This window comes from Paenibacillus sp. YIM B09110, from assembly GCF_037167145.1.
GTDB lineage: Bacteria > Bacillota > Bacilli > Paenibacillales > Paenibacillaceae > Pristimantibacillus.
Window position 1 is genome coordinate 88,236 of sequence record NZ_JBANSP010000013.1, and the last position, 23,624, is coordinate 111,859.

General features: G+C 52.1%; 12 protein-coding genes. 11 read left to right on the forward strand and 1 reads right to left on the reverse strand.

What is annotated here, in order from left to right:
- Positions 1–420: 420 nt before the first annotated feature.
- On the forward strand, positions 421–9,138 hold the full coding sequence (locus V8F51_RS19325; protein WP_337102027.1) for an immunoglobulin-like domain-containing protein: 8,718 nt from the start codon (positions 421–423) through the stop codon (positions 9,136–9,138).
- Positions 9,139–9,344: 206 nt separating this feature from the next.
- The gene (locus V8F51_RS19330; protein WP_337102028.1) at positions 9,345–13,088 is read left to right on the forward strand and encodes an S-layer homology domain-containing protein; all 3,744 of its coding nucleotides are present in this window, start codon (positions 9,345–9,347) and stop codon (positions 13,086–13,088) included.
- 69 nt (positions 13,089–13,157) lie between these two features.
- On the opposite strand, the gene V8F51_RS19335 is transcribed toward V8F51_RS19330, so the two are convergent.
- The gene (locus tag V8F51_RS19335) at positions 13,158–13,496 is read right to left on the reverse strand and encodes a hypothetical protein (protein ID WP_337102029.1); all 339 of its coding nucleotides are present in this window, start codon (positions 13,494–13,496) and stop codon (positions 13,158–13,160) included.
- A gap of 253 nt (positions 13,497–13,749) precedes the next feature.
- Here V8F51_RS19335 and V8F51_RS19340 point away from each other — a divergent pair, with 253 nt between their 5' ends.
- The 9 genes from V8F51_RS19340 (at position 13,750) to V8F51_RS19375 (ending at position 23,486) form a co-directional block, all read left to right on the forward strand.
- A complete protein-coding gene (locus tag V8F51_RS19340) occupies positions 13,750–13,983 on the forward strand; it encodes a hypothetical protein (RefSeq protein WP_337102031.1) in 234 nt (77 codons plus the stop codon).
- Between the two features lie 32 nt (positions 13,984–14,015).
- Positions 14,016–14,183 carry a type II toxin-antitoxin system VapC family toxin gene (locus V8F51_RS31610; protein ID WP_442956463.1) on the forward strand — a complete coding sequence of 56 codons (168 nt, stop codon included), beginning with the start codon at positions 14,016–14,018 and terminating at the stop codon, positions 14,181–14,183.
- Between the two features lie 177 nt (positions 14,184–14,360).
- Positions 14,361–15,998: a response regulator gene (locus V8F51_RS19345; protein WP_337102033.1), complete on the forward strand. Its 1,638-nt coding sequence runs from the start codon at positions 14,361–14,363 to the stop codon at positions 15,996–15,998.
- A 1-nt stretch (position 15,999) separates the two neighbouring features.
- Entirely contained in the window at positions 16,000–17,799 is a 1,800-nt protein-coding gene (locus V8F51_RS19350; protein ID WP_337102034.1) for a cache domain-containing sensor histidine kinase, read from the forward strand.
- A complete protein-coding gene (locus V8F51_RS19355; protein ID WP_337102035.1) occupies positions 17,799–18,776 on the forward strand; it encodes a substrate-binding domain-containing protein in 978 nt (325 codons plus the stop codon). Before V8F51_RS19350 ends, V8F51_RS19355 begins: the two co-directional genes overlap by 1 nt.
- A 37-nt stretch (positions 18,777–18,813) precedes the next feature.
- Positions 18,814–20,082 carry an ABC transporter substrate-binding protein gene (locus V8F51_RS19360; RefSeq protein ID WP_337102037.1) on the forward strand — a complete coding sequence of 423 codons (1,269 nt, stop codon included), beginning with the start codon at positions 18,814–18,816 and terminating at the stop codon, positions 20,080–20,082.
- A gap of 148 nt (positions 20,083–20,230) precedes the next feature.
- Positions 20,231–21,610, forward strand: a complete 1,380-nt coding sequence (locus tag V8F51_RS19365) for an ABC transporter substrate-binding protein (RefSeq protein ID WP_337102038.1) — start codon at positions 20,231–20,233, stop codon at positions 21,608–21,610.
- Positions 21,611–21,716: 106 nt separating this feature from the next.
- A complete protein-coding gene (locus V8F51_RS19370) occupies positions 21,717–22,619 on the forward strand; it encodes a carbohydrate ABC transporter permease (RefSeq protein WP_337102039.1) in 903 nt (300 codons plus the stop codon).
- 21 nt (positions 22,620–22,640) lie between these two features.
- Positions 22,641–23,486 carry a carbohydrate ABC transporter permease gene (locus tag V8F51_RS19375; RefSeq protein WP_337102040.1) on the forward strand — a complete coding sequence of 282 codons (846 nt, stop codon included), beginning with the start codon at positions 22,641–22,643 and terminating at the stop codon, positions 23,484–23,486.
- Positions 23,487–23,624: the final 138 nt, after the last annotated feature.

Here is a 23,624-nt window from a genome sequence, read left to right on the forward strand (position 1 = left end):
TCATGAAGGTAATATTGCCCCCGTAAAGGATAAGACTGCCTCATTGGAACTCTATTGCAACACTCGTATGATAATATCAGTCCACATATTTACAGAGTGTGATCGGGAAATGATTGCAGGATAAGAAGAAGTAGTGAGATTACGTTATTGCACGTACGCTTATCGCTCTTTGAATCCTGTTATTTTTTTGAGCTCGTGAAAACGCTAACATCGGATCGATTGTGGACGGATGCGCTTTTTTAAATATTTTACATACGGAAGAGTAGAGGTGATGCGGTGGCGGGCATACAAGCGGGAAAGTGTTGACAGGCCACACATGAGGGGTTCAATCATTATGAATTGTTGCGCTAATCGTATAGAGGTTAGAGTTATGGGATCTCTTCAAAACCTAATTACTTAATGCATGGAGGAAATTTAAGCATGATAAAAAGACGGTTATTAGCATCTTTACTTGTGACAGCGATGCTACTTACTTTGTTTTCTCCGCCTAGAACGGTCAGTGCGGCATGGGGAGATGACTTAACTCTCTTGACCGTAAATGCGGGCGCGGATGGAAATACGGCGACAGAAACCGTTGCGCCGGACGGACAGACAGCGTGGAGTTTAAACACCGGAACCTCGAAGGCCGGAGGTCCTTGGGATAATCTCTTCACGCCGAATGTGGCGCCTCTAAGAGATGTATCCGCCTACAAAGACGGCTACCTCGCGTTCGAGATGTATATTCCGAGTGCGAGCTTCAAAAATATGCAAGGAAACAACTGGCTCGTCATCGTGAGCGACGGTAATAATGACTTTAATACCAATTCTCGTCTCCAGCTTGATATAAGCGGTGTCACGAACGGAGAGGTGGGCACTTGGGCGACGGTCTATACGAAGTTGTCTTCGTCAAGCACCGTAGCCGGCAGCTTCAATGACGCCTGGCTAAACCAAGTAAACAGATTGGCCATGCATCTGCAATGGGATACGAGTGTCCCTAGCACCCCTGTTTTCATCAAAAACCCGCGTTTCCAGAAAAGCGCGTTAGGCGTTCCGGGTTCCCCTTCAACGGTTCCCTCGCTTGACGTAGCAACGCGAACCGTAACGGCGGACGCACCTGCTAGCGGCCAAGCTGTGGAATTCGCAATTAGCGAAAATGGTATCGCTCCAGCATCCGGTTGGGTGGATGGCGTTAATATCGATGACGTGTATACGCATCAATTCGCCTCATTGCCTACAGCAGATACCTACTATGTATTCGCTCGCGCGAAAGCTGACAGCAATTACAACTTCATCGGTCCATCTTCCAGAATTACGGTAACGTCTATTGACGAACAAACATTGGTAGATGACGCGGCGGCGTCTCTGGCATGGGATACGATAAAAGGCAGCAATACTTCGAATACCGATGTCAAATCACAGCTTATCCTTCCGACGGCTATAGGAACGACGAACGTAGCATGGTCTTCGGACAATGCGGCGATAAGCAGCACCGGAAGCGTAAATCGTCTATTGAATAGAGAAGCAGACAAAACCGTCGTACTCACGGCGACTATAACCAAGGGTACAGCAAGTGCTACGAAATCGATTACTGTGACTGTGAAAGCCGTGCCGGCGGCGATAAACGCTCTGGCTGCGACGTATTTCCCTAATATAGAAGAGGGAACGAACAACGCGGTTGCGCCGGACGGAAATAACGCGGTTAAGCTGGGCGCTGGGAAAATCGGCGCAGGCGCTGAACGGCTGTGGGATGCCCGCTTTATTAATAGCGGCGGCAACCAGGATTTATTAGGTTACGCGAATCAATTTTTGGTATTTGATATGTTCGTTACGCATGCGGACCTTCTGAATTTCAGCGGCAACAACTGGGTCGCTATCGCGTCCGGCGGTAACAATCTGGATACCAATTCGCGTCTTAACCTGAATGTCAGCGAAATGAGAAATGGACATGTCAATGAATGGATGACGGTCTATGCGCAATTATCGACGGCAAATTCTCCGAATGGCTTCAATCCCGTTACTTTGAACACGGTAGAGTCAGGGCGATTGCAAATGCAATGGGCTGCCGTGCCTCAAGGCGACATCTATGTGAAGAACCCGCGTTTCCAGAATAACGTGGATTCGCCGAGACCTATCCCTGCATCTGTTGAGGTATCGAATAACGTTACCGTATCGTCAGCAGCGCCGGCGAACGGTCAAGCTGTGCAGTTCGCGATCAACACCACCGGCAGCGCTCCTGCAGTCGGCGATTGGACGACGGGGACGCTAAGTGCAGGCGTGTATTCCGCGGCATTCACCAAACCCGCAGGCAACACTTACTACACTTTCGCGCGTACGGCTCAAAATACGCAATATCCTTTTGCGGGAACGCATACGAGAGTGAAAGTGGAGCATCTGGACGACGATCAAGCGATAGCGGATGCGAAAACGAAGCTGACTTGGGACACGATCAGAAATTCGAATGCGATTCAATCCGAAGTAAGAACGGCGTTGACTCTGCCGACAACAGGCGCAAATGGTACGGCTATCGCATGGTCGGCTGCACCGACAGGTATCATTAATACGACAACGGGCGATGTAACCCGTGACGCAGACGAAGATCAAGCAGTAACCCTTACGGCGACCATTACCAAAGGTGCTGCAGCACCGGTTACTAAAGCTTTCGTTCTGACAGTAGCCAGTACGACTAACGAGCTTGCTGAAGTGTTCATTGATTTCAACAATGCCGCAAGCTTTGAAGAAGTTGATGAAATCGGAAGCGGGTTCGGCGACGGCGGCGATCCGGCTGGACCGTATCCAGGCCTTCAAGGCGATGGCATCGGCATTAGCCTCACCGGTGACGGCAGCGCGGTGGAGCGAGTGACGCAAGACGGCGTAAATGCTGTTAGGGTTGGCAGCTTCATATACGTCATTGCGGACGACCCTCAGCTTAAGCTGGCCAACATGGTCGAATTAGAGGTCAAATACTGGAGACCGAGCGCAGCCAGCGGTATTTCGTTGCAGTATAACACGATCTATGCCGGCAACTTCTCCGGGTTCGAAGCTTATCGCTCAGCGAGTATCCCGGCGACAGGAAGCGGCAACGCTTGGGTAACTTCCAAAGTTGCGCTTAACGGAGCTAACTTTGCGATCGGAGCACAGAATCAAGGAGCGCACCTCCGTATCGGTACGGCCGGAGCCATCATTCAGAGCATTCGCATAACCGAAATTCCTCCAACGGATGATCAAGCGGTCCAGCTTGCTTCGGACGCGCTGACTTGGGACGCGATCAAGGGCGCCAATACGAGACAAGATCTGGTTGAAACGGATTTGACGCTTGCCGAGGCGGGTTCGGCGAGAACGCACATTGCGTGGACGTCTACTAATGAGACGGTCATTAATAGCGACACCGGCACAGTAGCTCGTCAACAAGCCAATGAAGCCGTAACCCTCACGGCGACAATAAGCAAAGGTACGGCAGCACCGGTTGTAAAAACCTTTACGATCGTCGTTCGCGGAACAGGTACCGGAACCGACGAGGATGCGGTGAATGCTATGGTGAACAAGCTGACATGGGGTTTAATCAGAGGCGTGAATGCTTCCGAGGATAATGTAACGACGAACTTAGTTCTTCCGTCCATGGGCGACAATATGACGGATATTACATGGGAGACGTCCGCTGCTACTCTCATCACCGCTGCAGGCGTCATACCGACGAACCGTCCGGACGGCGGCGGTAACGTAACGCTTACGGCAACGATCAAGAGAGGTCCGGTAGCCGATCCGGTAACCCAGACTAAGTCATTTGTACTTACCGTTCCGAATCGCTATGATTACGCGAAACATATGAGAGAGGCAATCGCTCAGGAAAACGATGCAAAGGATTGGGCGATCTCCGACTTTAACGTTATCGCTTTCGGCGCGAAGTCCGTAGAGATGGCAGATACGGAAGGCTTAGTTAATTTCGATAACAGAGAGGCTTTCCAGGCGGCGATTGACGCGGCTTATAATGACGGCGGCGGCGTCGTCTACATTCCGGCAGGAACGTATGCGTTCTATTCGGAAACGACAGGCACGATAAGCGTGAAGAGCACGACCGGCAATGCAACCTACGAATATAAGCAAGTATTGAATTTGCGTGCGGGCGTACAGCTCCGCGGCGAATGGGATAACCCGGACGCGGAGGATTACGACGGTCAAATCGACGGAACGATTCTCGCCGTATATGCCGGACATAATTCCGCCAACTATGACACGTACGTCGACTCTGACGAGCGAGAAAATCAGACAGGCGGCAAAAAAGTAGCCAACGTGTCGGATCGCTTCATAGACATGGAGCAGGGCACGGGCGTAACGAACCTTTCCGTATGGTATCCGAATCAGGATATTACGGCTACGACCACGGTTGAGAAGAGGAACGAAGACGGTCAGAAGACAGGGGAATTCGAGGATATCAAAGGAATTCCGTATCCGTGGACGTTCTATCAGAGAACCGGCAACAGCGCGACGCTTGATAACGTTACGCTAGTCAACGCTTGGGGAGGCTTCATTTCCCTGCCGAGCGAAATGCATTATGTGGTGAACAGCAATATGACGGCTCTCTACAAGGGCATCGTCGTTCACACCTGTACGGATATCGGACGTATCGAGGACGTGAACATGAACCCGAAATACTGGGCGAACTCGGGACTTGAAGGCGCACCGACGCTATCCGAAGTGAGAAATTACACAAGAGCGAACGCTACCGGCTTCATGATGCACCGCTCCGACTGGGAATACGTTTCGGGATTGAACATTTCCGGATACAAAACGGGGATGTGGATCGGAAGAGAACCCGGCGGCGACGAAGCTCCGAACGCGCAGTTCTACGGAGTGAAGATCGAAGACAGTCAAACAGGCATGTATATTGACAACGTTAACGGCTTCGGTCTACTGATCTCGAATTCGGAATTCGGCGGCGATACTGCCGTACAGTTCGACGAACGCTTCAACACTTCCGTTCAATTCAACGGCGTGGACTTCAAAGGTCCAATCGTAAGCAACGCCAGAGGCGGAGTGATATCGTTCGAGGATAGTACATTCGACGAGTATGACGATTATGCGCTGAACTTCCTTAACCGTGGCAACGCACTGGTCAGTCAGAGCAACTTCAAACAAGCTGACAAACATGCCAAGCTCGGAGCCAACTTCGGAACGTTCAAATCGGTCAACTCCGGTTACAACCTTAACATCGAGAGCGCCGATCTTGCCGCTCACATCGATGGCCTTGATCTTGACGTTAAGGCTGACGGCAGCAACACGACCGTACAGCTCGTGAATGACGTTGATTATCTATTTGAACCTATTCCGAAAGACGTAAAAACAGATATCGACGTACATCCGAGACCGGCATCAGACGCCGTGCTTAGACTTGACTTCCCGCGCTCGTTGACAGGCAACGCGCCGACCGTGGATATATCCGCAAGATTGCAGGAAGCTCTTGACTATATCAAAGATAACTACGACGGCGGCACGATCTATCTGCCAGGCGGAAGATACAGACTGAACAATCCTGTTATCGTTCCCGAGGGCGTTGAACTCAGAGGAACATGGGACGTACAGCATCATACGCAAGGCGGCGGCACGGCGATATTCACGGCTTACACCGGCGGCGCTCAGGGAGAGAACGGTCCTTCTCTCATCCAGCTTAAGGCGAACGCAGGTATCAGAGGCCTTAACCTTACGCAAGCGAACATCACTAGCGTCAATCTCGATAATCCTGACCAAACGCTGAAAACGCCGTTTTTGGTACAGGGGCAAGGTGCAGGCGTATATGCCATCAACTTAACGATCCCGATAGGCGATAAAGGCATCGACCTTGCATCCTATCGCACCGACGGTCACTATGTCGATTATTTGGGCGGCACGCTCCTCAGAGCAGGCATCTGGGTCGGCGGCGGAGCGGAAGGCGGATTTATTAGAAACATGCAATTCAATCCGCATTACGCCTTGCGTCTTCCAGGAGGTCAAGGCTACACGGCGCCTTCCGGCGATCTGTACGGATTCGTGCAAAGATACATGAGCGCGCTCAAGTTCTCCGATGTGGAGGACCAGACGATTTTCAACAATTTCGTGTTCGGTTCGGTATACGGCATCCACTTCCTGAAGAGAGATTTGGGGAACGGCGAATTCGCATTCCCGGGCAAAATGACGATGATCGGTCACGGTTCGGACGGAACCACGTACGCTCTTTATGTGGAAGACGCGGACCAACATACCCAAATTATCGCGATCAACTCGGAATTGGTGAATACGAACATCGCGACGGAGCCGAACAGAGCGTATGTCCGAATGGGCGATGTTGCGAATACTGCTAAAATCCACCCTGACGCCGAGCTTGTCCTATACAACAGCGCGTTCTGGGGAAGCCCGACCGTGGCGGGAGCGATCGTAAATAACGGTATCGTTCGTATCCAGCAAGCTAACTTTACTCAGCTGCCGGGCAACAATCCGGGTATCGACGTACAAGGCGGCCAAGCGCATGTATACTCTTCTTATTTCCAGCCGTCCAAAGACGGTCAGAATACTAATGTGTATGCGATGCTGCGTGATAGCGGCACGTCGATAGAGCTTAGCAACAACTATTACGCATCCGGGCTGAGAAACAGCACCCCGGCGGGCAATCCGTACGGCATTTACGGATCGGATTTGCTGGCGGAGCCGTTCGTATTTAACCTAACCGACAACGGCGATCAACAACAAATCAGCTTCAAGTATAATGTCGGAGGCAGAGCTTCTGCGCCTGGGACGTTGTCCATCGTTTCCCCGGCGGTTTATGGGGATGATTTTACGCCGGTCGCATTCGACGCGCTTGCGGCAGGCGAATCCGTAACCGTCGATTTACCGGATTATGTTGCAGGTCTAATGACCTTCGAGCTCCGTCTCGAAGACGGAAATGTCTACACCTATACGGCCAAATATGACGCAGCTTACGCTGAAAAGGTGAGCTCTGTCGGCTCGGAAAATCCGGCGAAAAATGCCGCAACTCCGGCATTTGCAATGGACACCGAGGATTATGTAACGATGGGGACGTGGGATGGTCCGCAAGACCTCAGCGCGCAATCGCATTTCGCGTGGGACGACAGTAACCTGTATGCGTACATTGTCGTTACAGACGACGTGCACTACAATAACCAGTCCGGCGTGAATATTTGGAGAGAGGACAGCTTGCAGTTAGGCATCGATTTGCGCAACCCTGTAAACAACAGTACGACGCGCAATGAATTGGGCTTCACGCTCACCAACGATAACCAAGTTGTCGTATTCCCTTGGACTCGTCCTACGGGAGGCAATGCGCCGACGGCTCCGGTAACGGATATCGTGGCAAAGGTGACGAGAGATGAAGTTGCCAAAACGACGATTTACGATTTGAAAATTCCTTTTAATACGGTTCTTAATAATCCTGCAACGGAGCTTGCGAACGGAAGAATCGGAATATCGACGATGCTCAACGAGTCGGACGGCTCGAATGAATCGGACGGTTCCAGAGCGACATTCGAAGTGATAGCCGGACACTTGAAAAATTCAAGCTTGTTTACGGATTTGTATCTGTTAAGCGAGGGCGAATACAACGAAAGGCTTGAAGCATCGGCAACGGCTGCCGTTTCGAAGGCTGTCGCGTCTGAACTAGCTGCCGATATCGCCATGGCTCGCAACTTTGTTGCTATTATGGCAGCCGGCGAAGCAAAGACGAATCTTCAGAACCAGATCGATGCGATCGCCGTGTCCTATACCGTCACATTCAAGGATTGGAATGGAACGGTCCTGAAGACGGAAACGGTGAATCATGGACAGGATGCGACCGCTCCGACGCAGCCGTCGCGCACGGGGTACAATTTCACGGGATGGAGCGTCGCATTCACGAATGTGAAGTCGGATTTGAACGTTGTAGCGCAGTATACGGCTATTCCGAAAAATCCGAGCAATTCAGGCAACGGTTCGGTACCGTCAACTACAATTAGTGTAGATAGCAGCGGAAACGTAACGGTTAGCGCGACGCCAACGATGAATGACTCGTCCAATCTTGCGCAAACCATTTTGACCCAAACCGAGCTTGAGAATGCATTCGGACGGGCAACGGGAGATTCGAAACGGATTAAAGTGAAATTATCCGGCATCGAGAATGCGAAGGGTTACGCATTAGGGCTTCCGACCTCCTGGTTCAAGGGAGACTCCGATAAATCTGTCGTTATCGAAACACCGTTTGGCTCGGTTGTCGTGTCCGGCGCGATGTTGAATGCAGCTCAATTGCAAGGCGCCGGCCAAACCGTAACCATCGTTGTTCGCCAAGCGGATAAGAGCGGATGGAGTCAACAGCTTATCGATGAGATTGGCGATCACCCGGCATTGGATCTGTTGGTCATGTTCGACAACAAAGTAGTCGCGTGGAGCAATACCGAAGCGCCGGTTACAATCATGGTGCCGTATACACCGACGGCATCGGAGAAACAAAATGCCGATCAGCTTGTTGTCTGGTACGTAGACGGCGAAGGCAACGCAACGCCTGTTCCTAATGGCAGATATGACAGCGCAACTGGCCAAATTGTGTTCCGAACTTCGCACTTTAGCCAGTATGCAGTCGTATACGAAGCGCCTAAGTTCAGCGACTTGTCGCGTGTAGCTTGGGCAGCCAAGGAAATCGAAGCGTTGGCGGCTAGAGGCGTAATTGAAGGTACGTCGGCAACGACCTTCGATCCAAAGACTGCAATCAGCAGAGGGGAATTCCTCGCGCAATTGATCAGACTCCTTGAGCTGGACGCTGCATTCACCGACAACTTTGCTGACGTGGATGCAAGCTCGCCTTATTACAAGGAGCTTGGAATCGGCCGCGCTCTAGGCATCGTTAAGGGCGTTGGCGGCAACAAGTTCTCGCCTGATACGGAAATCAGCAGAGAAGATATTTCCGTAATCATTAAGCGTGCACTTGATCAATTGCATAACAAGCTGCCGAACGTATCGTCCAAGTCAATCGACGATTTCAAGGACGGTGCAAAGACAGCGTCCTATGCAAGAGAAGGCTTGGCTTATCTGCTTAGCGTCGGTTTACTCCAAGGAAACAGCAACAACAACTTGAATCCGAAGGGCAACCTGACACGCGCAGAAGCAGCAGTTATCTTGTATCGAATCTATACGCAATTACACTAAGCGATTTAGAGAAGAAGCCAGGGAGTGATCCCTGGCTTCTTCTTTATTTCTTGCTATTCTTTTATTTTTCTTTCATTGGCGGTTTTTATAATAAATCTATCTAGTAGAACAGATGAGAAGCGAGAGGAATGATGGTTAGGATGAGATGGTCCGGTTCACCGAAAAGGCTAATAAAAGAATTTACGGTTCGAATCCTATTGGGCTTGATGGTATTTTCTTTGATATCGTCTTTATTTACGTTGCCTGCGTCGGCAGACGCAGGCAGCGATTGGACGCACTGCGCGGATGAAGGAGAAACGTGCTCCCCTTCCGGGACGAAAGAGCTGCGATTCGGAGCGGATACCCGCTATGTGACGAAAATCATTACCGGCGATGTGACTTGTTCCGCGACGGGATTGTCGGTGACGGATCCCGCGGTAGGCACCGTAAAAACCTGCGATATTCGCGACTTGCAGTTGGATAGCAGTGTGACCGCAAACGGCAGCGGAGATCATAGGACCGTTACGGTTACATTCAGTGTTTATGCGGCACAGGCGGGCACGGTAGAAGATTTGAGAAGCAAAATTACCGTACAGAAGACGGGGGAGGAAACCTTTTCGCCGCTGGGTACGAACGATATCGTCTCGGATGTAACGGCTGCGGCTTCATCAAGTACGTTCTCCATTCAATTCGAGCAAGCGTTAGTCGGATCGGAGAACATGATCCGAATCGAGGCCGAGGCGTTCGAAGATAGCTCCGCGGTTCCTTACGGTCAGGCCCTGGTTATCGATAGCATCCGATTCGGGGAAGGGACGGAAAGCAGTCCTTATGAGATTGCGACCGCAGATCAGCTCTTTAAGATCAGGGACGAAATGGGAATCGGCGATTATTATAAGCTGACAGAAGATATTGATTTGAGCGGCTACTCCTCGGGCGAGGGCTGGATGCCGATTGGCGATCCGAATACGCAGGTTTTCGAAGGTTCTTTGGACGGCAACGGCTATACGGTTCGAAATTTAACGATTAACATGCCCAGCCGTAATTTCGTCGGTTTATTCGGTAGTACCAGCGTGTATGCCGTTATTACGAATATGAAACTGGAAGACGTCTCGATTAACGCGAATACGAATGTAGGCGGATTGGTTGGATCTAACGAAGGCGTTATTAGCAACAGCAGCGTCACGGGAACCGTCACCGGCGTGAGCAGCGTAGGCGGAATGGTCGGTATGAATTACAATTACGCTCCGATCAGCAACAGCTATGCCGCAGCTGAGGTCACAGCCAATACGCGCGGTGCTGGCGGACTCGTGGGTTCAAATGATGGAAGAATCAGCAGCAGCCACGCTCAGGGGAGCTTGTCGGGAGGCAGTTATATCGGGGGCTTGGTTGGCTGGAACTATGGGAATGGGATGATCAAAGACAGCTATGCATCGGGAAGCGGGAGAGGTAATGACACGATAGGCGGTTTGGTTGGCCTGAATCAGGGCTACATTATTACCAGCTACGCGACGGGGAGCGTATCCGATGGTTGGGGGATGGGCGGTTTAGTAGGTGCCGAGGTTAGATCAACAATCAACAACAGCTATTACGACATCCCTGTCGATAATGGTCTTGGTACGTACGTAACAACCGAAGCCATGAAGCAGCATTTTACGTATGTCGGATTTGATTTTTCAGAAGGCACAGGGGCGTGGGGGATGAATTCTTCCTATAATAATGGCTTTCCCTACCTTAAGTCAGCGGTACCGTCAGCCGTAATCAGCGTAAGCGTAAGTCCATCCGCTTCGATCGTGGCTGCGGGAGAAACGAATCAGTTGACTGCCGTTGTGGTAACGGCGGGCGGAGCCGCTCAAGACGTAACCTGGACAAGCAGCGATCACTCGAATGTATCCGTTGATGCGGACGGCTTGGTGACGGTTGCCTCGGATGCAGCGGCAGGCGACTACGTCATTACGGCAACATCAACCGCGGATACCGGGAAAATAGGAACGGCAACGGTTAAGGTCATCCTTAACTTATCCGATGTAGGCATTAACGTATTGGGCGGACAAATCACCGGTACGTCGGAGGCTATGGAATATAGCTTGGATTCAACGGACGGAACCGATGGAACGTGGCCCGGCGCAAGCGATACGAATACAGATGTAGCTTTCGAGGCTGGCCAATTATATGTTCGCGAAGCGGATCATCCGGCGAATTATCGCCTCGTGGCGTCTATCGCTAGTGCGGCAGGTGCGCCGAGCGGCATAGAAGTCGACGTGTCGGCTAACCAAATAACGGGAACTACCGCGCTGCAAGAATATAGCACGGACAACGGCGCAACATGGGCGAATGCAACGGCACCTCACACGTCACGCGCTTTTGTTGGCGGAGAAGCGGTAAAAGTACGCGTGAAAGCGACCGTCGGCGAATTGGCTAGCGCCTCCACAACAGCGATTCACGTAGCGACTGCAGCGGGAGCGCCAAGCGGTGTGTCAGCGAACTTGTCCGGTGGGCAGGCTGCCGTGAAACTTGTAGGCGCTGACCTAACGATGGAATACAGCAGAGACGGCGGCGCAACCTGGCAAGCCGTGACAGCCCTGATTGCGGCGGGAACGGCATCGATTGACGTATCGGCATTTCCGAATGACATTTTGCAAGTTCGAACAGCGGCAACGACAAGCGCTCTGGCTTCTCTGGCAACGTCGAAGTTAAATGTAGGATCTGTAACCAGCGTAACTGTAAGTCCGGCAACAGCTACAGTCGTTCAGGGAGCAAATCAGCAACTGACAGCTGCCGTATCCGTCGTGGGCGGAGCACCGCGAACCGTAACTTGGACAAGCAGCGATAACTCGAACATAGCCGTTGACGCGAATGGTTTCGTGACGGTTGCCGCAAACGCGGTGCCAGGCAACTATACCATTTCGGCAACATCAACCTTCGATACAAGCAAATCCGGATCAGCAACGATTGCCGTAAAAGCAGCACCTGCTGGGCCATCGGGTGGCGGAAGCAAGCCCACCATCCAAGCGCCTATCATCTCCACCGACGGTACATTGACGCTTCCAATCGAAACCAAAGGTGAGGTTAGTTTGGATGGTGCTGTGAAGGTATCCATTCCGGCTGGCGCAACAAACCAAGAATTGCAAGTAACGATCACTAAAGTACTGGACACGAAGGCGCTTCTCACACAGGATGAAGTTCTGGCAAGCCCGATCTTTGAGATATTGAAAAGCGTATCGGGCAATTTCAGCAAGTCGGTAACGTTGACCTTTGTTTTCGATCCCGCGCTATTAAAAAATGATCAAAAGCCGGCTGTGTTCTACTATGACGAAACCAAGAAAGTATGGGTGGAAATCGGGGGTGTCGTCAACGGCAATCATATTTCCGCAGAGGTCGATCACTTTACGAAGTTCGCTGTCATGGCCGTGGGCGGGGCTGTCGAAGAGATCGTTGACCTAAATGACATTAAGGGACACTGGGCTGAGGCGAGCATCAAGCAAGCGGTCAGCAGCGGAATCGTTACGGGTTATCCGGATGGTAATTTTAAGCCGGATTCCACTGTGACTCGTGCGGAGTTCGCGGTCATGCTGATGAATGCTTTGAAGCCAGCCGGAGATGAAGCGGCATTGACGTTCACCGATGCGGCTAAGATCGGAGACTGGGCAAAGAAGGCGATCGCGCAAGCCGTCCAATTAGGCATCATTAGCGGCTATGACGACGGTACCTTCCGTCCGGATGCAACGATTGCTCGCAGCGAAATGGCAGTCATGGTTGCAAGAACGCTAAAGCTATCTATCGATGAGAATGCCGTCACCGGCTTCGCGGACGACCAGACCATCCCGTTATGGGCGAAGGGCGCGGTTGCGGTCATTGGGAAGATTGGCATCATGAAGGGTTCAGGAGCAAATGAATTCAAATCCGATGCCAAAACGACCAGAGCCGAAGCGGTAACCGTACTATTGAGGATGCTGGAGCAACTGAATAAATAGATGAACAATGAAGGGTTACCCTGGAGCCGTTGGAACAAACGGCTTTAGGGTAACCCTTTTTACTTCGTTTTACTTTGTTTTCTTGCGCGAATGGGAGGCTGCTCGCGATCCTTTTGCGGATTTTTTATTTTTCGTTTTAACTTTTTCATTAGGTAGACTGGATAGGAACGCTTTTGGTCCAAAAAAAGAGCCGGCCATTTTGATCATGGGCTGCATTTGCTGAAAGATGCTGAAAAATTTTTGGGCATTTCCCATCAAGGACATGATTCCATCGAATCCGCCGAATCGACTGGACATGACAACCTCATTGTCTGCGGAAGGAGCAGCAGGAGCATTTTGCGGCATAACGGATTCATTCAAAGCTTCGCTTTCAGTAGGAAGAATCGCGGTAGTACGTGCTTTGTGCATGCGTTTCACTTCGGATCACTTTCCTTTTCTATTCATATTATTTTTGGTATTTTATGCGCGATAGTCTTTCGATGATTGGATATTTGTTACCGAGACTTTCAATCTACTGAATTGGCCTTGATGAGGTAGAGGGTTAATTTCATGAGGCCGATTAGTGAAGTGGGCGAACACAAATGTATTGAAATGATAATTATTGAAACAACTTCACATATGTTATAATGAATTAATCTAGCTACAAAATGGAGGGATAATGATGATCCCCAAAAAAATGGATCAACAAGCAGCGAGTGCGATAAAATCCATCCTACAAAAACTCGACATAAATAACTCTCGCGTATTAATTGACCTAGAAAAGCAGACCGTTGAAGCTCAAGAGGAAGATTACTCTGTTGACGATCTTTTGGAGGCGGCTGGTTCATTGACTCCTGAACGAGGTAAAGAGCTTCTTGAAGAAATCAACAGATCGCGTGAGGACTGGAATGCATAGATGTTACATCAGAAATTGCAAAGTTGGCCGGCATGCTTCGAAGAGATCTTAAGGATAAAGGACGTAAGTTAAAAACCCCTGATGCGCTTATTATTTCGACAGCATCGGTTTATGAACTTACATTAGTTTCTAGAGACTCTGACATGGGGTTTGTCCAAGACGAATTGGATATTCCACTTTTAAATATTAAGTCAAATTAAATGAAGCCGTCTCTTCCACGATTAGTTGGAGAGTCGGCTTTTTTATATATAGACCTAATCCCTTGATTCGCTTAGACAATAATACCCTTTCCATAAGATAATTTTCCCCCTACCCCCTCCGAGGGCATCAGGTATGATGAAAGTGATATTGACATCGACCCTGCGGAGGGATAGCCCATGTACAAAGTTATTATCGTGGACGACGAATTGGTTGTCAGGGACGGTCTTAAGCAAACGATCGAGTGGGAGGAGTACGGCTTCGCGCTGATCGGGGATTACGAGAATGGTAGAGACGCATGGGAAGCGATCGAAGCCTTCAAGCCGGATCTGATTATCTCGGACATCAGCATGCCGCTTATGGACGGGCTAGAGCTGGCGGGAATGGTTTCAACCCATTATCCATATATCAAAATGATCATTCTGACCGGATACGAACAGTTCGAGTATGCGCAGCAGGCGATCCGGCTCAAGGTGTCGGACTTCATTCTGAAGCCAATCACCGCGAAAGATATGAGAGCGCTGCTGGTCAAAGTCCGGCTGGAGATGGACGAAGAGACGAAGCGGCGCGAGGATCTCGGCCGGCTGCGAAGCCAACTCCATCTGAGCTTGCCGCTGCTTCGGGAACGGTTCTTGGAGCGGCTTGTAGTGCTTGGTCTGGGAAGGCAGGAAATCGAGGGGCAATTCGCGTTCTTTGGGTTGCCTGCGCTGAAGCCTCCGTTCATCGTTATGCTGGCGGACATCGACGACTTCGGCGAACGCGACGCATGGATGGACGATGGTCACGACGCGGAATTTTTTCGGTTTGCCGTTTATAACATTTTCGAAGAGGTCATCTCGGCTCGCAGCAACGCGCTTCTGTTTCGTACGAGGGAGGAGCGGCTTGTTGTCATTCTGAACGGAGCCGATGGAGAGGACGAACTATACGTTGAGGCCTACGGAATGGCGGAGGAAGCAAGGCACCACATCGAGAGGTACCTGAAGTTCACCGTGACGATCGGCATTGGGCGTGCCTGTTCGTCGCCGGAGCAGCTTCCGGTATCCTACAAGAGCGCTCAATCCGCTCTGGATTATCGATTTCAGCTGGGGAAGAACCGGATTCTCAGCATTAATGATCTGGAAGGGAGCGAAGGCCGGGCGATCCCGGCTGCCCTGCCCGCCGACTGGGAACGCAAGCTATCCGCATCGGTCAAGACAGGCTCGGGAGAAGCGGCGTGCCGCCAAATCGAGTGCTTGATCGAGGGATTCAGACGCTCGCGGATGCCGATCGAGGCGGTATTTCTGCAGACGCAGAGAATCGTACTGACGCTCATGAACGTCATGCAAGAGCTCGGGGCGCATGAGGCGGAGGATTTGAGGAAACGCCAGCTATGGCTGACGGACATTTATCGCTTTAAAACGCTGGACGAGATCGAGGTCTGGCTGAAGGTGATCGCGAGCGAGTTAGCGGAGTCGGCACTGGATAACCGCAATCTGGTTGCCAGCAATCAGATTGCCAAAGCGACCGAATATATCGAAGATCATTATGCCGAGGAGAAGCTGTCGCTTCAGCACCTGTGCCGGCACACTCTGATGAGCACGAGCTATTTCAGCCTTCTCTTCAAGCAATATACCGGAGAGACCTTCGTCGAATACTTGACCCGGGTACGGCTGGAGCGAGCGAAGGAGCTTCTTCTTGCCACCTCGCTCAAATTTTACGAGATCGCTTCGCAGGTAGGCTACGCGGATCCGAATTACTTCAGCATCCTGTTCAAGAAGCATACGGGCTCGTCTCCGCGGGATTTCCGGGAGAAGCAGGCAAAGGAGAGTCTAAGCTGACATGTTCCGAGAACGCCGGCCGTTATTCCCGCTTTTTCCTCTCAAAAGCATTCAATCGAGCATTGCCTTTGCGTTCTCCGTTCTGATTCTGCTGACGATCGCGGCGACGAGCCTGTTCGCTTATCGGCTCTCCGTCAACGCCGTTGAAAGAAACTCGAAGGGCTATATTCAGGAAGTCATCAACCAGGTGAACACGAACATCCAGTCCTATGTCGATAACATGGAGAACATTTCCTTGCTCGCGATGACGAATAAGGACGTGAAATATTACATTTCCGGCAACAGCTTCATCGGGAACGAAGGACGCCGTCCTTATGAGAAGCGGATCTCGGACCTTTTCCAATCCATTCTCTACACCCGCAAGGATATTGCTTCCATCATGGTATTCGGCTACAACGGCCGATTCGTTTCCGATCGCCGGATCACGACGCTGAACCCGAACGCGAAGGTGGAGGAGCAGGCCTGGTACGTAAACGCTCAGAAGGCGGGCGGCAAATCGATTATCTCCGAGCCCCATGTGCAGAACATCATTCAGAACGAATACCGCTGGGTCGTCTCGCTGAGCCGGGAGCTGAAGAACTCGGACGGGATGACGGCGGACGGCATCTTTCTCGTCGATTTGAATTTAAGCGTCATTAACGACTTGCTCAGTCAAATCAACCTTGGCAAAAAAGGCTACGTATTCATTGTCGACGGCAGCGGCAATATCGTCTACCATCCGGAGCAGCAGCTCATCTACAGCAACCTGCGCTCCGAGCAGATCGCCGAGGTCGTACAAGCGGGAAGCGGGACGACGTTCAAGGTGGAGGACGGTGAGGGGAAACGTTTCTATTCGGTCAAGGACACGAGCTTCGGTTGGAAAATCGTCGGGGTCGCCTATGCGGAAGACCTGATCGGCTATAAAAGCACGCTGATCAACTTTCTGTTCATCACGCTCGGCGGGGTAGCGGTCTCGCTCGTCATCTCCGTTATGCTGTCGCGCCGGCTGTCGCGGCCGATTCGTAATCTGCAGCGGAACATGCGGAAGGTGGAGAAAGGCAACTTCGACGTGCAGGCCGAAGTGACGCAGATGAACGAGATCGGCCAGCTTGCGCGAACGTTCAACATGATGGTCGGGCAGATCAAGAACCTGATGCAGGAAATATTCGACACGCACGAGAACAAGCGCAAGAGCGAGCTTCAGCTGCTGCAGGCGCAGATCAATCCCCATTTTCTATATAATACGCTCGATTCGATCGTGTGGATGGCGGAGACGAAGAAGCACGAGGAGGTCGTTGAAATGACCTCCGCACTAGCCAAGCTGTTTCGGGCGGGCATTACGAAGGAGCAAGAGCTTGTCCCGATTCGGATCGAGCTTGAGCATATTACCAATTACCTGCTCATTCAGAAGATGAGGTATTCAAGCAAGTTCGACTACCGGTTGGACATTTCCGACTCGATTCTGGGCTACAAGACGCTTAAGATTTTGCTTCAGCCCTTTGTGGAGAACGCGATTTATCACGGCATTCGCAATAAGCCCGACAGCGGAACGATCGTCATCCGAGGAATGGAGACGCCTGACGGCATTGTATTCGAGATCGAGGACGACGGGCTTGGCATGACGGAGGAGCAGCTGGACAAAATCTGGGAAGCGCCGGACGGAGAGTGGAAAAACGGGGGCATCGGGATTCGCAACGTGAACGAAAGAATTCGATTGTACTTCGGACACGCCTACGAAATCTCTATCCGAAGCGAGCTGGCAGAGGGGACCTGCGTGACCATTCGCATCCCTAAGATTGAGGGATCGGGAGGTGCGGGCTGATGCGGCTTCAGAGGTTTACGGTAGGTATGGGATTGCTGGTTCTGGTGACCGCTCTATTCACCTTTTTTTACTTCCAGCTCTATAAGGGCGGCACGGCGAGCGAGCCGAGAATCGCGGTTATGCTGAAATCCACCAACGTGCGCTCAGACTTCTGGCAGACGGTTCGCGAGGGTGCGGTTGCGGGAGTCAAGGGGAGCGGTGCCCGGCTCGAGGTCATGGGCTCGCTGCAGGATACCGATGCGGCTGCTCAGGTTCGGCTGCTCGAGGACGTCCTCATGCGGAAGCCGGAAGCGCTCGTTGTCGCGCCGATCGAGGACGCCGGGGTGAGGAGCGTACTTGCGCGCATCCGGGAAGCTGGCATCAAGCTGGTCGTGATGGATATGCCGATGGGTTCGGATTTTGACGGGGTGACGTTATCCAGCAATTACGCGGAAGCCGGCAGGCAGGCTGGAGAGGTCGCCGCTGCGGAAACGGCTGGAGCCCCGCGTGTGGCGGTTCTGAGCGATTACGAGTCGTCCAGTGTATCGGCAGAGAGAGTCAAGGGAATTCGCGAGACGATCGATGCTAACGAGAACAGCTTCGTCGGAACCTTTTATAGCGACAATAATGAGGATCGCGCCTATGTACTCACATCGAATCTTCTTAGCTCCGAACCGGACATGAACGCGATCATCGCGCTGAGCGAGCCGGCGGCTCTGGGGGCGGCCAAAGCGGTGGAGGTAGCGGGCAAGCAGAATACGGTGAAACTCATCGCCTTCGACAGCTCGCTCTACGAGATCAAGCTACTGGAGGAAGGCAGCTTGAGCGCCATGATCGTTCAGCGGCCTTTTAACATGGGGTATCTCGGGGTGCGCACGGCTCTGAAGCTAATCGACCGCAAGACGGTTCCGAGGATGACGTATATCGATTCCATCGTCGTGACGAGAGACAATATGTACTCTCCGGAAAACCAGAAGCTGCTGTTTCCATTCAGATAGCGGTTCGGATATACGGGATGAAGAGGGAGGGATAGGAATGAAGCGGAGGAGTGCTCGCGCGTTATTGCTGGTATGTATAATGTCGGCAGCAACGCTGCTCGGGGCGTGCTCGGACAAGGAGTCGCAGCCGATCGTCACCGAGGAGGAGAAGCAGTCGGTTATCCGTTTCGTCGCCGCGGAATACAGCACGGAGAGCAAGCCGTTCCTGGAAAAGCTTGTCCGGGAGTTCGAGATTCAGAACCCGGAAATTATCGTTGATCTTCAGGTCGCCAACTGGAACGTGCTGGATGGCATCTACACGTCGATGCTGAGCAAGAACAGCCCTCCCGATCTGCTTATCACAAACGTATACGCCCATTTCGCCAATGCGGGCAAGCTGAACGATTTGAACGAAATTATTTCTCCGGAGCTGAGAGCCAAGCTGTATCCGAATCTGATGCAGATGGATCGGATCGGGGACAAGCAGTACGCGCTTCCGTATGTGGCGTCGATTCGCAACTTGTACTATAACGAAGAGCTGTTCGAAGGGGCGGGTATCTCGGCGCCGCCGAAGACGTGGAACGAGCTGATGGAGGACGCGCGCAAAATCAAAGAGACGAGCGCCGCTCACGGCTTCGGCGTGGATTTGACGGACGACGAGATTCAGGCTTACTTGTCTTACTTCTTCTTCGGTTCCGGCGGCGGTTGGATCAAGGACGGCAAGTGGGTCATCAATTCTCCCGAGAATGTGCAGGGACTGACCTATCTCAAGGAGCTGTACGGTCAAGGACTGACCGATTCGGAGCCGACGGTTACGACCCGCGACGAGAAGCAACGGATCATGGGCGACGGCAAGCTCGGCATGATGATCTCCGGCAACTACTTCGCGTCCGTCGTGACGCGCGAGTCGCCCGGCCTGCGCTGGGGAAGCGGTCCGCTCCCGGTCAGAGACGGGATGCCACCGATTTCATTCGGGGTTCAGGATGTGCTGGTCTCCTTCCAGACCGACCATACGGACAAGGCGGCGCTCATGAAGTTTCTCGATTTTCTCTATGATGACAACAACTACGAGGACATGATCGTTCGGGAAGGCTTTATCCCGGTTACGTCTGCCGTCGGAAGCAGGCTGTCTCAATCCGATTCGGCGATGAAGCAGTACTTGGAGGAGCTTGGCAAGGCCAAGTTCTATCCAATCCAGGAGCCCGCCTGGCAAGCGGTTATGGATATAAGCCGCAAAATGGGCGATGCCGTCCTCTACGACAACCTATTGCCGCAGGACGCGCTCGACCAGCTTCAGAAGTTTGCGGAGACCCGTAGCGGGCAATAGCGGACAGAGCGGCGTTCAGCCGCACAATAAGAAAATACTAGAGATTATTTGGAAGATATTCGATAGAGACGCGAAGCCCTCCCCGATATGATGGTTACAGGCGCCGAACATGGCGCAAACCAGCATATACGGGGAGGGTTTTTGCAATATGGTGATAAACAAAAAATGGGCAGCGCTTTTCCTTGCCGCTGTCATGATGATCGCGCTGCTGGCAGGCTGCGGCTCGAACGGCAACGGGAATAACGGGGGCGCAACCGAAGCGCCAAGCAACAATGCAACGGAAGCGCCAAGTACAAATGCAACCGAAGAGCCAAGCACAGGCTCGTCCGAGACGAAGCTGACCGGCGATTTCGAGATTCAATACTTCGTCGGCGGTTATGGCGACAAGTGGTGGAAGAAGGTCATCGCCGATTTCGCGGCGGCGAATCCGGATCTCAACATCAAGGAGAGCGCCGGTCCGAAAATCAACGAGCAGAACAAACCGCGCTGGATCGGGGGCAACCCGCCGGATTTCGTCTACATTGACGGTCCGAACCTGAACGACCGCCAGATGGTCGAAGACGGCCAGCTCGAGGACCTGACCGACTGGCTGAAGGATGCTAAGAACATCGACGGCGACAAGATCCTCGACGCGCTGGCTCAACAGCCGCAGCAATATGACGGCAAGATCTACAATATCCCGCTCGTTCTGAACTCGTGGGGCATTTTCTGGGATAAGGCTCTCTTCAAGGAGAAGGGTTACGCCGAACCGGCCGACTTCCAATCGTTCCTCGAAGTCAGCGAGAAAATTAAAGCAGACGGCATTACGCCGTATATCCATACCGGCAAATATCCTTACTACATCAACGGCTCGATCCTGTATCCGGCGATCGTCTCGAACAATAACGACGACTTCACGATCCTGCAGGACATGGCGGCGAACAAGATCGAAGCTTACCAAAGCCCGGCTGTGCTCGCGGCTCTGAACCAAATCGCGGAAATGCGCGACAAGGGTCTTATCGACAAAGCGGCCATCCAAATCAACCATACCGACTCGCAAATGATGTTCCTGCAGCATAAGGACGCGTTCATCTCCAACGGCCTCTGGCTGCCGAACGAAATGGCGAAGGACGTTCCGGCAGGCTTCGACTTCGGCTTCATTCCGTCGCTTACTCAGAAGCCGGGCGGCAAGGTCGTCGCGAACACGTCGACCGCTACTGTCGCAATCGCCAAAAATGCGAAGAACAAAGAAGCGGCGAAGGCGTTCCTTCAGTTCGTTTTCTCCAAGGCTCAAGCATCTCAGTGGGCAGAGCTGAGCGGCGCTCCTTCCAACATCAAGGGCGACATCAGCAACTCGAATGCGCCTAGCTTCGTTAAGGATGCGGCGAAGTATCTGACGGATCCGAACACGGTCGTCATCCCGACGATTACGTTCAACGCGGACGTCGATACGGAAATGCAAAATGCGACCGATGCGTTGACGATCGGCAAGATTACGCCGGAAGAATGGGTTAAGCGCGTGACCGACGTCGTCGCCAAGGTCAAGTAATATTCTCTAGCTTATCTATTTGAAAAACCGTGGAAGCGGAGGCAAACCTAAGGCGCGAGCTTGAAGGATGCCTCCGCGAATTTACTTGAAAGGAAGGCGGGCCCGCATGAAGTCGGTATCGGAAAAGCTTCAGCGCAACTTGTTCATCGCCACGTTCATCGTTCCGACTCTCGTATTTTTCTTCATTTTCACCATCTATCCGGTCATTCAGGCGCTGTACTACTCGATGTTCGATTGGTCGGGGATGTCGGATACGAAGGATTTCATCGGCTTCGACAACTTCGCGAATATGTTCAAAGACCCGATCGTTCTGAGAGCCATCGGCAACGACTACCTTCTCGTCGCGGGCAAGATCGTCGGAATCATGATTCTGGCAACGTTCTTCGCCGTCGCGCTGACACGCTTCAACTTTAAGCTGGCGGCCTTTTTCCGGTCGATCTTTTTTATCCCGAACGTCATTTCCGTCGTCGTCATCGGCGTGCTGTGGAACTTCATCTATAACCCGCAGATCGGCTTCCTGAACGGGTTTCTCTCCCTGTTCACGGAAGAGAAGGTGACGATTGCCTGGCTCGGCTTCACCTCGCATACGATTTATATGCTGCTGCCTCCAGCCATCTGGGCAGGTATCGGCTTCTATATGATTCTCATGATCGCAGCGATTCAGAATATTCCGGAGTCCTACTTCGAGGCGGCCCAACTGGAAGGCGCGAGCCAGTGGATGCAGTTCAAGAGCATCACCGTTCCTCTCATCTGGGAGCAGATGAAGGTATCCATCATCAACATCATGATGACGACGCTTAACGGCTCCTTCGTCATCGTGTGGATCATGACTGAAGGCGGACCGGACAATTCGACTCATGTTATGGGCTCGTACCTGTACCAGATGGCTTTCCGGCAATATCATTTCGGCTACGCGGCGGCCATAGGGGTGCTTATTCTTGTACTGTCCTTGATCACCACGGTTATCTTGCAGCGGCTGCTCCGTCATGAAGCTGTCGAGTTGAGCTAGAGGTCAAAGGGGGACAAAAGAATGAATATGGGGATCAAAAATCCGGTCGTTAAGCTAATATTCTTCGCTATTCTTGTCATATGGAGCATCTCCGTGCTGTATCCGCTGTTGTGGACGCTGCTGGACGCCTTGAAAAACAACGAGCAGTTTTTCCTTAACGCGCCGTGGGCGCTGCCCGATTTTCCATTGCTGTGGTCGAATTTTTCCTATGTCTGGAACAAGTATCATTTCGACCAGTACTTTATCAACTCGATCGTGGTGACGGGCGGCTCGACGCTGCTCGGGCTGCTGCTGTCCGCTACGACCGCTTATGCGCTCGCCCGGTACAAATTCAAAGGAAGCAACGGGTTATATTTGCTCTACATTTCGTCGATGATGGTTCCGTTTATTTTGGCGCTTATCCCGTTGTTTTTCCTCATGGATTCCATGAATTTGATCAATACGAAAATCGGACTTATCTTCGTCTATACGTCCAGCGTCATCGCGTTCGGCGTGTTCGTGCTGGTCGGCTTCTTCAAGTCGTTGCCGAAGGAGCTCGAGGAAGCCGCGGTTATCGACGGAGCCTCCCATTACGGAACGTTCTTCCGCGTCATGCTGCCGCTATCCCAGCCGGGGCTGATCACGGTCGGCATCGTGAACGTCCTGAACATCTGGAACGAATATATCGTCGGTACGATCCTGATCAACGATCCCACGCAGTATACGCTGCCCATCGAAATTGGGATTATGCAGGCCGAAATGCAATACCGCACGGAATGGGGTCCGCTGTTCGCGGCGCTTCTCATGACGATCGTTCCGGTGCTAATCGTCTATATCATTTTCCAGAAGAAAATCGCCAGCGGAATTACGGCTGGAGCGGTCAAGTAGCAGAAACGGCGACAACCATGGACTTGAAAATAAAGTCCATGGTTGTCGCTGTTTTATTGAACGTTCTACGACAGGAGTTAAGCGTTCGCCTTACACGATCCTGTTAACGTCACTGATGGTTCATTGGCGTTAAACTAC